11 protein-coding genes are annotated in these 13,979 nt (G+C 35.0%); 9 read left to right on the forward strand and 2 right to left on the reverse strand.

Annotated features, from left to right (window positions below):
• Position 1 precedes the first annotated feature (1 nt).
• Positions 2 to 670 (reverse strand): guanitoxin biosynthesis heme-dependent pre-guanitoxin N-hydroxylase GntA, encoded by a 669-nt coding sequence (gene gntA, locus ACEN25_RS02235; RefSeq protein WP_441801454.1) that lies wholly within the window; start codon positions 668 to 670, stop codon positions 2 to 4.
• A 147-nt stretch (positions 671 to 817) separates the two neighbouring features.
• A complete protein-coding gene (locus ACEN25_RS02240; RefSeq protein ID WP_441801455.1) occupies positions 818 to 2,881 on the reverse strand; it encodes an ATP-dependent helicase in 2,064 nt (687 codons plus the stop codon).
• A gap of 56 nt (positions 2,882 to 2,937) precedes the next feature.
• On the opposite strand from ACEN25_RS02240, the gene ACEN25_RS02245 reads away from it, so the two are divergent.
• From ACEN25_RS02245 to ACEN25_RS02285, 9 genes are all read left to right on the forward strand, one after another.
• Positions 2,938 to 4,266 carry a GIY-YIG nuclease family protein gene (locus ACEN25_RS02245; protein WP_441801456.1) on the forward strand — a complete coding sequence of 443 codons (1,329 nt, stop codon included), beginning with the start codon at positions 2,938 to 2,940 and terminating at the stop codon, positions 4,264 to 4,266.
• 127 nt (positions 4,267 to 4,393) lie between these two features.
• Positions 4,394 to 5,797 (forward strand): DASH family cryptochrome, encoded by a 1,404-nt coding sequence (locus ACEN25_RS02250; protein WP_441801457.1) that lies wholly within the window; start codon positions 4,394 to 4,396, stop codon positions 5,795 to 5,797.
• A gap of 182 nt (positions 5,798 to 5,979) precedes the next feature.
• Entirely contained in the window at positions 5,980 to 6,807 is an 828-nt protein-coding gene (locus ACEN25_RS02255) for a bacteriorhodopsin (protein WP_441801458.1), read from the forward strand.
• Positions 6,808 to 6,813: 6 nt separating this feature from the next.
• Positions 6,814 to 7,974, forward strand: coding sequence for a DUF2254 domain-containing protein (locus ACEN25_RS02260; RefSeq protein WP_441801459.1), 1,161 nt, complete (start codon positions 6,814 to 6,816; stop codon positions 7,972 to 7,974).
• A gap of 1 nt (position 7,975) precedes the next feature.
• Positions 7,976 to 8,857: a Brp/Blh family beta-carotene 15,15'-dioxygenase gene (locus tag ACEN25_RS02265; protein WP_441801460.1), complete on the forward strand. Its 882-nt coding sequence runs from the start codon at positions 7,976 to 7,978 to the stop codon at positions 8,855 to 8,857.
• A gap of 185 nt (positions 8,858 to 9,042) precedes the next feature.
• Positions 9,043 to 10,050, forward strand: coding sequence for a LacI family DNA-binding transcriptional regulator (locus ACEN25_RS02270; protein WP_441801461.1), 1,008 nt, complete (start codon positions 9,043 to 9,045; stop codon positions 10,048 to 10,050).
• Between the two features lie 225 nt (positions 10,051 to 10,275).
• Entirely contained in the window at positions 10,276 to 11,187 is a 912-nt protein-coding gene (locus ACEN25_RS02275) for a carbohydrate kinase family protein (RefSeq protein WP_441801462.1), read from the forward strand.
• Between the two features lie 38 nt (positions 11,188 to 11,225).
• Positions 11,226 to 12,572, forward strand: coding sequence for an L-fucose:H+ symporter permease (fucP, locus tag ACEN25_RS02280; protein ID WP_441801463.1), 1,347 nt, complete (start codon positions 11,226 to 11,228; stop codon positions 12,570 to 12,572).
• Entirely contained in the window at positions 12,569 to 13,972 is a 1,404-nt protein-coding gene (locus tag ACEN25_RS02285; protein WP_441801464.1) for a carbohydrate porin, read from the forward strand. The genes fucP and ACEN25_RS02285 overlap by 4 nt, the downstream gene beginning before the upstream one ends.
• Positions 13,973 to 13,979: the final 7 nt, after the last annotated feature.

Below are 13,979 nucleotides of genomic sequence, written 5' to 3' on the forward strand. Positions count from 1 at the left end.
TTTAGTGTTTAAAAGGACATTTCCATTTTTCAGTTACATGTCTACCGCTATATTGTAAAGCTTCAGAACTGTTGCCAAAATCTGCTAGCATAGGATTTATCGATCCGTTTTTTTCTAGATCTCTTTTACGTATGCGGTCGCGTACATTGCCGTAAACGCCCATATTTCTTAGAATTTCAAATTGATGATGTAAATTGAAAACTAAAGTTACGTTTTTTGTTTTTCGTGCATTTCTAGAACTGTTAGGGTGCATACCTATTATATAAAATGCTTTCCCTAATATGCTATAACTAAAGTTAGCATCGGTAACATCTGCACTTACAGCAGGGTCCCATTTGTGTTTATCGTGTTTTTTAAGACGACCTAGAAAGTTCCACAAATCAGTTTCAAATTCTATTTCAGTTTTACAATAATCGTCTGTGAATTCTATTATAAAGGTTTGAAATTTCTTAGAATTAAAATCATAGGCATCAATATACCGCTTTAATCTATGAAGTATAATATGATCATTTGACGGATTTTCAATATTGTCAAACTTAAAATGACTAACTGCTTTTGTTTTAAAAACCGTTTGTGCCATTACACAGGGATGATCGCTTTCTACTATAAAATCTTCTAGATTATTTAAGCCGGAGAAGTGGTCGTTATTGTTACTTTTAAGTGATTTCATAGTCCTTTTATGTTGGTCTTTCTATTCGAATTTTTTATCCTAGAAAGATTTTATAAAAGTAGTACTATGAAACAGGCATATCTTGTAACGAAATATTAAATAGTTATAAATAATACATAAATCGATACTAATAAAAACTTAAGATGATTAGCTAAAATCCATTCCCAAATCTAAATCAATAGGCTTGACCTTCTTCGCATCTTCAACGGTGTCGTTAAAACTTTTTGGCGAAGTTTGATGTGCTAAATGCTCTGGAAGGCCTTCTAAAAAATAGGCGCTTTTAGAAGTGTCATCTTCTTCTGCATCGATTTGATGATGATACGCGTTAATAGATTCTTTAGAACGCGTAATTATTAGATCATTTTTAGCGCGCGTTAATGCCACATATAAAACGCGACGGTCTTCTTCAACTTCATCATTATTTCCTAAACTATAGGCAGATGGGTAGGTTTTAGGAGAAACATTAAGTACAAAGCATACATCTGCCTCGAGACCTTTAGCGGAATGTACGGTTGAGATCGTCACATGATCTTTAAGTTCTGCGGTATTAATTTTTGAGCCACCCAGCGTATTACTTCCTGCAACATTTGCCGAATTGTCAAGAATACCTTCAGAAATAAATTCACCCAGGGTCGAGTAGTTTTCAGCTAAAATTTCTAGCACCGGGAAATCTCCTTTACGTTTTTCGTACCAGTCTTTGCTATACTTCATAGCAAGGTCAAACTCCATAGTCTTATACAGATCTTTAATGGCTTGTTTTACATTGCCTTTATTCTCGTAAGCCGCTTCGTAATAACTTTTAGCTTTAAGACCTTCCTTACCCGGAATGATGGTGGTAAGATCAACCACATCTACATTTTCCCGGTCTATACGCATAACTTCAGACATATAATTTGTGGCCTTTACCGCACCTATACCGTGTATAAATGTAAAAAACCGAATCCATGCAATCTCATCTAGAGGATTGTTTATGACGCGCAATACCGAAACTAAATCCTTAATGTGAGCGGCTTCTAGAAATTTTCTTCCGCCAAAGGTTTGATAGGGTATTTTCTTTTGTAAAAATACAGCCTGCAGTGGGCGCGTATAATATTGCGATCTGCTAAGAATCAAAAACTCTGAAAACGAATTTCCACCTTCAGAGAAACTCTCTAATATATGATTTGCGATGTAATTTGCTTCTTCAAACTGGTTGGCAACATTGAGTATAGTAGGTAATTTTCCGGGACCACGACTCGCTGTTAGTTTTTTATTGTAATTAATAGGAGAGGTCTCCAGAAGCCAGTTTGAGATATCTAAAATCTCTTGCGTAGATCTGTAATTTTTGACTAAAACCTTAATTTCAGAATCTTTAATACGTTCTGTAAACAAATGCACATTTTTAAAATCTGCACCTCTAAAACTATAAATAGATTGGGCATCATCGCCCACACAAAACAAATTGCATATGTGCTCAAAAGGTTTAAGTAAATACCACTGCAAGGGATTTGTATCCTGCATCTCATCAATTAAGATATGATCGTATGCCTTGGCAAGAATCTGTCGTGCTTCTTCATCTTTATTGAGCCTATTTGCAACTACTAAAAGAAGATCATCATAATCTAAATACTGCTGGCGCATTTTTTGACTTTGATACTCTTTAATAAGCAGTTCTACCTGTGGCTTTAGCGCATTGATGTCTTCAGTAGTTTGTAAATCATCTTTCCCTTTAAAAATGATTTTCCGAAGGGTTTCAGTAAGATTTATGCGGGTATTTCTGGCAAATGAAAACAAGTCTAACAGCTGTTGAGGCTTTAGTCTGGTTTTACCATAATCTTCTTTTGCAGTGCCACACGCCATTTTCATTAAACTCAATTGATCGTCAGGATCAATTACCGTATAGTTGGCTGCTCCAAAAAGATTAGGAAATTTTATGATGAGTTGGTTACACCAACTGTGAAAAGTAGAGCCGTTAAGCGAGCGCACATCCTGGTCTGATATTCCGGCTTTTACGCGTTCTACAATCTCACTTGCAGCTCGTTTGGTAAAAGTAAGAATCTGTATTTTTTCGGGTCTAAAACCGTTATTTATTAAATATTCTGCTCTACCTACAATCGTCTTCGTTTTACCTGTACCGGCACCGGCGAGAAGTAATAGATGTTTACCCGAAAACTCAATCGCTTCGCGTTGTTTCTGGTTATAATTTTCTGAATAGTTACTTTTCTCAATCACCCTGCAAATGTAGGAATTATTTCATAATTTTGGAATTTTTCCGATAGGCTCGATTAATGATAGCATTCTTAGATATACAAGCAACTACTAATAATTATAAATATGCAGAAATCATTGCATTTTCAATCGTCTTGGTAGATGATGGCCGTATTATCGAGCAATTAAAAACTGAGGTAAAACCCGTATTTGCTTTAAGCGAAAAAGAGGAAGAGTGGGCTGGCCATACTAATGCTGAATTACGCAATAAGCTGTGTTTTGCAGATTGTCTACCGCAGGCTATAGCATTGCTTGAAGGAGCAGAAGTATACTTTTTTGATAAATTTTCTGAAATGATCTGGCGCAAATCATTACGAGAAGTAGGTCTTCCTCTAAATAAGTCTCATAATATACTTCAGGAACTACTTTTACGAAGGGGTATAGTCGCTAAAAAGCTCGACCTGATGGAAACTTTAGAGAAACTTTCTCTAGAATACAAACCTGAAAAACAAGGTCTCAATGCGGAAGCCCTACTAGCTATTTATGAGCTATTAGAACTTACTCCGGCAGATACCGCAGATACTCAACTTAAGAATGTTGCAGAGTTTTCAACAGTTTTAAACCTAGATGATTTACCTGCCAGGCCCGGAGTTTATTATTTCTTAAATCAACATAAAACGGTGATTTATGTAGGGAAAGCAGTAAATCTTAAAGAGCGGGTAAAGGCGCATTTTTTTAGTAAGCTCCCTTTTGAGGTAGAACTTACCGCCGCCACGTTCTCATTAGAATATAAAGAAACCGGTAACGAACTCATATCGTTATTGCTTGAATCTGCAGATATATCCAGACTTAAGCCGCTTTACAATACGCAGCAGATAGATTCTATTTTACCGTGGACGATAGAATCACGAATTGATAAAAAAGGTGTTTTTAGATTAGCGCCTAAAGAGAAAAATTATTCAGACAATCAACACAGTATTTCATTTAACCGAGATTCGGTTTTGGTGAAGCTTAAAAATCTTGCTTTGCAATTTAGTTTATGCTACCGTTTTGCAGGTTTAGAACGGAGTTCAGGAAGTTGCAGCAGCCCTTTATGCAAAGGGGTTTGTAAAGGTCTTGAAGACAAAGAAGTGTATAATCTCAGAGCAAAAAAAGCCTTTGAAACGCTAAGCGAAAAAAAAGAATCTTATTTCTTAAAGCTTGCCGGACGTACGATTTATGAAGAAGCCTTTGTGCTTGTGCGCGATGGAATTTACATGGGGTTTGGCTTTATTCCACTAGAATACCCAGTAAAATCTATTGAAGATTTTGAAGCCTTTATAGAACGGCAGGAAAACACCTATTTTACAAACCGAAGTATTCTACAATACCTTAATACTAAAGGAGTTTCTAAATTTGATTTGGTCTAATTGCATTTTACATTTTTATAACGCATACACGTTAAATACTCATAAGCTTTTAGATTAAAATGAATTAAGCCATTAATTTCAAATCAAAATTCGTGTAACTATTTTATATGATTTTAAGGTTGTTATTATGGCAAAAGAGAAAGGCTTACTTTGGTTTAAAAATGATCTCCGTTTATTAGATAATGAGACATTATGTAGAGCTGTTAATTCTTGTACTAGTATTTTACCGGTTTATATTTTTGATCCCAGGTTATTTGCTAATACAGTATATAATTTTCCCAAGGCCGGATTGAATAGATTTGAATTTTTAAAACAAACGGTTGACGTTTTGCGAACAAATCTTCAAAATTTAGGAGCAAACTTATTAGTTGAAATTGGTCATCCCGAAGAGCTCATCCCAGCACTTATTAAAAAACATAAAATCACAAAGCTGTTTGCAGAACAGGAATATGCTTCAGAAGAATTAAAAATAGTCGATGCTGTTAAGCAACAGCTTTCTGAAGAAGTAACTTATGATTTTATATGGGGAAAGACACTCTATCACATTGATGATATTCCGTATTCAATTGATAAAATACCATTAACCAGTAAAGCATTTAGAATAAATACCACTAAGAAAGCAGAGGTACGGGAAACATTTGATATTCCGAAGAAAATTGAAATCCTTTCTCTTAACGATTGGGGAACATTACCAGAAGCAACTCAGTTTAATTTTGAAGTTTTAGATGATCAAAAGGAAAATCTATATGTAAAAGGAGGAGAAGATTTAGCCTTAGAACGACTTAATTATTACACGGTAGAAACGGAATTACTTACCTCTTATAAATGGACCCGTAATAAATCATTAGGTTTAGATTATAGCAGTAAACTTTCGCCTTATTTAGCTGTGGGAGCCATCTCGCCCAGAACAATTTACTATGCGGTTAAAGCGTATGAAAAAAATATCAAAAAGAATATAAGTACCTGGTGGCTCGTATTTGAAGTGGTATGGCGTGACTTTTTTACATTTAAAGGAATGCGTATGGGGAATTCAATTTTTAAAACCGAAGGATATAAAAATAAAGAAGTACCCTTTGAGAATAATACTGAATATTTTGAACGCTGGTGTGCGGGAACCACAGGAATTCCATTTATAGATGCGCATATGCGCCAATTAAATGAAACTGGGTATATGAGCAATCGGGGTAGGGTGAACTGCGCAAGTTATTTTGTACACGATTTAAAAATAGATTGGACCTGGGGAGCAGCCTATTTTGAAAGTAAGCTAATAGATTATGATGTTTCATCTAATTGGATGAACTGGCATATGCAGGCTTATGAGATCTGGTACACAAATCCTGTAAATCAATCTATAAAATATAAAGCTGCAGATTATATTAAAAAATGGATTCCTGAACTTGCAGCTGTAAATGATGAATTAATACATATTCCGTGGAAAATAGAAGAGTACAAACTGAAATATCCCAAACCCATAGAAGTCTATTCTAAGTGGGAAAGAGCTGAGATTAAAATCTTAAAACTATTAGGATAAAATCTTCAAATTTTGACTATGTCGTACATAATTACCTGGTTATTTTGATGTATTGTCCTAATTCTTCCCAATTTCTCACAATTCTTTGATAACAAACTCCTATTTGTATTAACGTTAACAATATCAAATTGCTGATTGAAATAGATTCGTAAAAAAAATTACTATCAACTAATTAATCAGCTATGAAAAACATTGAAAATTTATTTGAGTACTCAGTAGGTCAGTTTGAAGCAATTGACCACTTATTAACTATGGGAGTGGGAGCACATCTTGCCGCCTTAGTTTTCTTTTTAATAATGTCACAATTTGTTGCTCCTAAATATCGTGTTGCAACAGCATTATCGTGTATCGTTATGGTTTCTGCCGGTCTTATTCTAGTGAGCCAAGCCGGTTTATGGACAGATGCTTTTAAGTTTAATGGTACAAACTATTCATTAACAAATCTTACGTTTAGTAATGGATTTAGATACGTAAACTGGATGGTCACCATACCGTGTTTATTGACTCAGCTTCTAATTATTCTCAATTTTAGAGGGTCTGCATTAAAATCAAAAGCGACCTGGTTAATCCTGTCAGCCTGGGGAATGATTATTACAGGATATATAGGACAATTATACGAAGTAGAGGATACCAGCAAACTTATGATTTGGGGTGCAATTAGTACTGTATTCTTTATCATCATGAATTTTATCGTAGGTAAAGCTATCGCAGCAGGTAAAAAAACAATGGATGCCCGAACTTCAGGACGTGTAATGAATGTATTTTGGTTAATGATGTTTGCGTGGACGTTATATCCTATTGCTTATTTAGTACCCGTATTTATGAATAGTGCAGACGGTGTTGTTTTAAGACAGGCATTATTTACAGTTGCAGATATCTCTTCTAAGGTTATTTATGGATTAATGATCACCTATATTGCTCTTGATCAAAGTGCTAAGGCAGGTTACTTACCGGCTCAAAAAGTTTTAGGAAGAGTAGCTATAGGCACAGACACAGAATTAAGAAATTAGTTTTATATGCTTAAAGTTTTAAAGAAAATACTTCAAAGTATAGCGTTAGTACCATCGGTGCTGGCGCTTTGCTTTTTTGTATTGGCCGTACTTATTATTTCAATAGATATTAACTACGATGAAATCGCACTCCTAAAGAGGCTAGTATTTAATGATAAAGAAGATGTTCAGTTTGTATTAGCTTTCTTAATTGGAGGCATTTTTACACTTACCATATTTAGTTATACGATGGTCATGAATGTTTTGAACAGAAATATAAATAACTATTCTCCGCGCTTAATTCCTATGATATTAAGCGAAAAACATCATCAAATTATATTAGGCTTTACTAGTGGTACGATTATATATGCAATGACGCTTTCAATTGCTTTGAATGCAAAAAATAGTCCGGAATTTCCCGGTATTGCTGCACCATTAGGTGTGTTTTTTGGTATCATAAGTGTTTTGCTGTTTATCTATTTTATTCATAGTGTGTCCCGCAGTATTCATATAAATTATATCGTAAAAGAGGCATACGTAGAATCGTATAATACTATTAAAGATTTAAAGAAGTATGAGTCTAAACTTCAAAAAACAGATGAGAAATTTAATTCTTCTGTAGATCTCGTTTCAGTGGAAGTGGGTTATCTTAAAATGCCAGATTTAAGTCAGGTAGAACGCATTTTAGATAAGCATCAGGTTTCTATTTCTTTACACAAACATCCGGGTGCGTTTATTCGGAAAAACGAGCAATTAATTTCGCTATCTAAGTCTGTATCACCTGAAGTACAGCAATCTATTTATAAGCTCTTTCCAATAGATCATACAGTATCTATGGACGCGATTGAGACCGGTTTTAAACATCTAGTTGAAATAGGAGTGAAGGCTATGTCTCCCGCGATTAACGATCCCGGTACGGCTATTACTATAATAGATTACATTACCCAGCTATTTATAGACCGTTCTCAATTAAAAACCTTCAACTTTTTTAAAACGGAAAACAATAACAACTTTCATTTTAAAATAGTTGAGATAGAGCTGTTACGTGATTATTGCTATCTCGAGTTGTATCGTTATATTAAAGAAGACCCTATAGTACGCGCACATTTGCTCAATTCTTTAGAAATCGTAAATGCGCTAGAGGGTTTAACCAGGCTTCAAATTCATATGCTGGACGCAAAACTTTAATATGATAAAAATTACAGCCATTAGTTTATCTGTACTGCTAATTGTTATTGGTAATTTAGCTGAAGAACTATTGGCAACCGATTTAGTTCTGAAAATAGCCTTGTTCTTAATTGCTACTTTTGGGATCATTCACGGTTGTAACGATCTTCATCTTCACCGGCTCAATCCAATCTTAAAGCGCTTTAGCTTCCTAAGCCGATTAATTTTATACTTAAGTGTGGTAGGTGTATTTATACTTCTATATCTGTTGTCTGCGCAAATTTGCCTGGTGTCTTTTGTAGTATTTAGTGCTTATCATTTTGGTGAAGAACAACTTGAAGAACGAATTTTTACAGATTTTAAATGGAACCGATTACTTTATTTCGTTTTTGGTAACTGTATATTATTATTGCTTTTTACTTTTAATTATATAGAAACACTGCGTTTTTTAAAAGAATTTGAGTTGCCGGCAATACAACAGCAAACATTTGTAATTTTGTGTGTAGGCAGTCTCATTATGCAGTTTATGATGCTCTTATCTTTAGCCACTTTACAGATCATCTCCTTTAAAATTTTTATACTCATGCAGCTTGAGTTACTGTTAATAGCTGCGTTATGTGCAACTACTAATTTGCTTATAGGCTTCACAACTTATTTTATATTTTGGCACAGTATCCCATCCTTAAAATCACAGTATATTTTGATTAAAACTAAATTTAGTAAGCAGCGGTTTAAAGCAATAGCGCTTCAAAGTGGGGGTATTTATTTAATAGCGCTGACGACCGTGTTTTCAATATTTTTTTTGATTGAAAGCACATCACTAATGCTTAATATATTACTCTGTGTGGCTATTGCTATTACCATACCACATATTCTCTCAATCGCCGGAATGTACAGACGATAATTACTCTCAATTAGTAGTGTTCAAATTGTTATGTTTTTTTTCCTATTAGATGTGTATAAAGTGCACTAAATAAAAGAGTTCACAATTATAGAGCCTAATATTTGCGTAAATCTCAAAATAAATTAATTAATTTTTTATTTGGTTAAACGTTTAACTTTAGTATATTTATCAAATATAACGATGTAGTGAAGCGTATTTCAATAAAAGATGTTGCCAAAGAAGCCGGTGTTTCCATAGCCTCGGTGTCCTATGTTTTAAATGATAGGGCAGAGGGGCGTATAGGTGAAGATACCATTAGGCGCGTTCAAAAAGCAGTAGCAGATCTGAATTACAGACCTAATAAAATTGCTAAAAGTCTAAAAACGCAACGCACATTTACACTGGGACTTATTGTGGCAGATATATCAAACCCATATTTCTCAGAATTGGCACGTATTATTGAAGATGAAGCCAGAAAAATAGATTGTACCCTAATTATAGGAAGCTGTGATGAAGATAAGAAAAAGTTTGAGAGTCTTATAGATACATTTAGAGAGCGACAGGTAGACGGATTAATTATGGCGCCGGTTGAAAATAGTGGAGCCTATTTAAAAAGATTACAAAAGAGTAAAATACCATTTGTTCTTATTGACAGAAATATGCCGGGTGTAGATGCTCCTTCGGTACAAATTAATAATTATGAGGTATCATATACGGCAACAGAACATTTATTAGAACAGGGAAGACGCAATATTTGTTTTGTAAACTATACGTCAAAACTAGAAAGTCTTATAGAACGCGAGAGGGGTTTTATAGCTTCGATTGAAAAAAATAAAGAAGCAGATTTTAAAATTTTAGGAATTGATAAAGATCACATAGACCGGGATATTAAACTGGGGATTGAATCTATTTTAATTGCCGAGAGTAAAGTAGATGCATTATTTTTTAGCAGTAACAGATTAGCTATTTCTGGACTTAAGCAATTGAGAAAACTAAAAATACCAGTTCCTGAAAAATTTGCAGTTTTAGCGTTTGATGAAACTGAGGCTTATGAATTATTTAATGTACCAATTTCGATAATTCGCCAGCCTTTAAAAGAAATAGGGAAGCTGGCTATAGCAACTGTAGATAATCAAATACGGAATATTGAAACTTTAAAAGTAGCCACAGTTTTAAAGGCAGAGTTAATCATTAAAGAATCAAGTTTAGGATAATTGTTTTTTTGAATATTTAGTTAAACGTTTAACTAAATATAAAAATTTAATATTATCGTATTTATAAGGCAGAAAATTTATTGCTTTCAACTTAATAGATGTTTGTTTTTGTTTAGGGGGAGGGCCATTTTTATAAGCAAACGATTTCGTAATAACGATCGAAGATATACTAGATCAAAGTTTTAAAAATAAATTAGTTAAACGTTTAACAAGAATTAATTAGTTATGAATAAAATAAATCAACCCACCGTTTTTTGTTATGGGGAAGTACTTTGGGACATTTTTCCGGAAGGTAAACAAGCAGGCGGAGCGCCTTTTAATGTAGCCTACAATTTAAAACGTATGGGCATAGATGCGCATATGATTAGCAGAGTAGGAGCAGATGACCTGGGCGACAAATTAATTACTAAAATAAAAGGATGGGATATTCCTGTAGAAGATTTACAACTTGATACAGCCAATCCTACGGGAACGGTAACTGCAACAATAGATTCTAATAATGAGGCTAATTACGAAATCGTTACTAATGTGGCCTGGGATTTTATTGAGCTTCGGGAAGACTATAAAGAGCAAATAAAGAATGCAGATGCATTAATTTTTGGTAGCCTTATTGCCAGAAACCCTACTTCTTACAACACATTATTAGAACTTCTAGAATTGGCTCCTTATAAAGTATTTGACGTAAATATAAGAGAACCTTATTTCTCTATTGATGTAGCTAAAACGTTGTTAGCTAAATGTGATTTGGTTAAAATGAATGAAACCGAATTACAAACCATTATTCAGTTGTTAGGTCAATCCTACACCACAGATGATGATTGTGTAAACTATATAAAAGAACGCTTCAATATTTCTGGAGTGATTATTACTATGGGAAGTAAGGGTGCATTGTACTATGAAGATACGCTCAAATATAATTTCCCTGCAAGGCCAGTTGCAGTAAAAGATACGGTAGGTAGTGGTGATGCATTTCTGGCAGGGTTTGTGTCAAAAAAACTTAGCGGTGGTTCTCCTGTAGAATCGATGAAGCAAGCTGTTTCTTTAGGCGCATTTATAACTTCAAATGCAGGAGCCTGCCCAGAATATGTATTTAAAGACTTTCAGGATTTCTGCGAAAGTGAACTTACATTTTCATAAATCAAATCAATCACTTATTAATTTAACGTACTTGTAAAATGAATACTAAAACCGGAAAAAAAGCGGCCGTAATACCTAAAAATGTATTGGTTCCCTTTTTATTAGTAACCCTATTATTTGCCTTATGGGGCTTTGCAAATGCAATCACAGACCCAATGGTACAGGCCTTTAAGAAGGTTTTAGAATTATCTAATTCTCAGGCTGCGTGGGTACAGATGGCATTTTATGGCGGATATTTTTGTATGGCGCTACCGGCTGCTTTATTTATGCGGAAATACTCCTATAAGACAGGAATATTAATCGGTTTAGGATTGTACGCAATAGGGGCATTACTGTTTTATCCTGCGGCTGTAACTCAGCATTTTTGGTTTTTCTGTATTGCGCTGTATGTATTAACCTTTGGACTTGCATTTTTAGAAACAGCAGCAAACCCGTATGTATTAGCAATGGGACCTAAAGAAACGGCAACTTTACGATTAAATTTAGCGCAGGCGGTTAATCCTGTGGGTTTAGTAGCCGGTCTTTTTATTGCACAACAATTCATTCTTAAGAATATCAAGTCTGACGATATCAATAATTTTAGTGCGATGGATGAAGCCGCTAAAGCCTTAGTTCGTACTTCAGATTTAATGGCAATTCGTAACCCGTATGTGATTTTAGGCCTGGTGCTTATTGTGGTTTTTATATTGTTTCTGGCTATAAAAATGCCTCAATCTAAAGAACAGGAAGCGATGCCAGGCATTTCTAAAACCTTTTCAGATTTAGGAAAAAACAAAAAATATGTACTAGGTGTAATTGCTCAAATTCTATACATAGGCGCTCAGATTATGTGCTGGACGTATATTTATCAATATGCAGAAGCTAAGGGGATAGATGGTGTTACCGCGGGTTATTATCAGATTGTTGCGTTTATAGTGTTTACTGTAGGACGTATTCTGGGAACTTATTTATTACGCTTTATAAGCTCGGGAAAGTTACTAGCAAGTTTTGCAGTGTTAGCCGTTGCCTTTGTAATAGGTGTTATTACTAGTTCAGGAGAATTTGGATTGTATTGTCTGGTAGGTATTTCATTTTGTATGTCACTTATGTTTCCTACAATTTATGGGATTACTCTCGAAGATTTAACCGAAGAACAATCTAAAGTAGGGTCTGCAGGTTTAGTTATGGCTATTGTAGGTGGTGCATTAATGCCAAAATTACAAGGAATGATTATCGATGCAGGAGGTACAGGGGTTTCCGATATTCAGATTTTAGGCGTAGCCGAAGTCAACTTTTCGTTTATTTTACCCTTATTATGTTTTGTTTACATCAGCTGGTACGGCATCTATATTTCAAATAGACATGAGGCAAGTAATGCAGTTTCTTCTGAAACACTTGCGGTATGATGACTAAATTTCAAGGATATTTTCTGATTGTCCTTACTCTGAGTATGTACGTAGGAAATGCGCAAATACAGATTACCAATAAGAACTTCTCTTTTGGCACAACCGGTCGCATAGGTTTTGGGTATTCTCCCGGAATAGAAGGACATACCGGTCGTCAGCTCAACTTATCGGGGCAAGGTTCCTTAGGAGGTAGAATGGATCAGGGAGATTATATAGATTTATTACCGGCTTTTCATTTTACACCAGTAAACGCAAATAAAGACAGCACGGTAATAGATTTTCAGGCGCGATTGGCTTTTTACTCTACTAATAATACTTTTTTAGGTAACGTGAGCTCGGGCTCAATAAATGGAATTGTAACCAGTTTGCCGGAGGCTTTTGTAGAAGCAAAAAACATAGTAGGTAGTGAATGGAGTGTGTGGGCTGGAGCACGATATATGCGTTATGATGATGTGCATATAACAGACTATTTTTATTTTGACGATCATTCTGCTGAAGGTTTCGGTATTAAATATAAAAACACCTCATTTTCGATGTTTTTTCCTGCGGTAATTGATACCTCGTCTACTAATACCACACCGTATTCCTATACAAACATAATAGATGGAAACCAGAATCTTACGTATCGTCAGCGGGAGGTTATGGTTCTGGAACACACGGTAAATTTTAAAGAGAATCACCGTCTTAAATTACTTGCAGAATACCATACCGTTCCTAATATTTCAGACAATACAAATACACCTTATCCTGCAGATAACGGCTATGTGATAGGAGCTAAACTAAACTCTGAATTAAAAACAACACTTCCGGGTTCATTTAATCAGTTTGCTGTTAGATATGGTACCGGTATTGCAAATGGTGGCGATAACGGCAATACACAAACCTGGCGTACGTATGGAGCGCCACAGGTAGAAGACGGCACATATGCAGGAGCTTATTCATTTACTGTAGTTGAGCATATGCTGTATAATGTAAATAACAGATGGAGTATAAATCCGTATGCGGTTTTTACTAAAAGTAAAGGTGGCGCAAAATCAGCTGATAAAGCAACAGATTTTTACGGTCGCAGTATTTATAACCGAAAAACAGATGTAGCATTAGGAAGCAGGTTTTTGTATTATGCTAAAGACTGGTTTCATATATTAACAGAATTGCATTACACCAGTCGTAAAAATGGAAACGATCCTACTGCGGGAATGGTTAAATTTACGCTAGCACCTACGATTGTACCCACGGCAGAGCGAAGTGCCTGGGCACGACCGCATATTCGGTTTATAGCTTCAGTAGCACGATATAATGATTTTGCACAAAATAGTCTGGCTTCTCCATTTTTACAGCAAGCGGGGTCTAAACGCTTTGGGACGTATTTTGGGGTACGATCTGAATGGTGGATTTTTTAAAAAAATA

Origin of the sequence: Leeuwenhoekiella sp. W20_SRS_FM14, assembly GCF_052119605.1 — a bacterium.
GTDB lineage: Bacteria > Bacteroidota > Bacteroidia > Flavobacteriales > Flavobacteriaceae > Leeuwenhoekiella.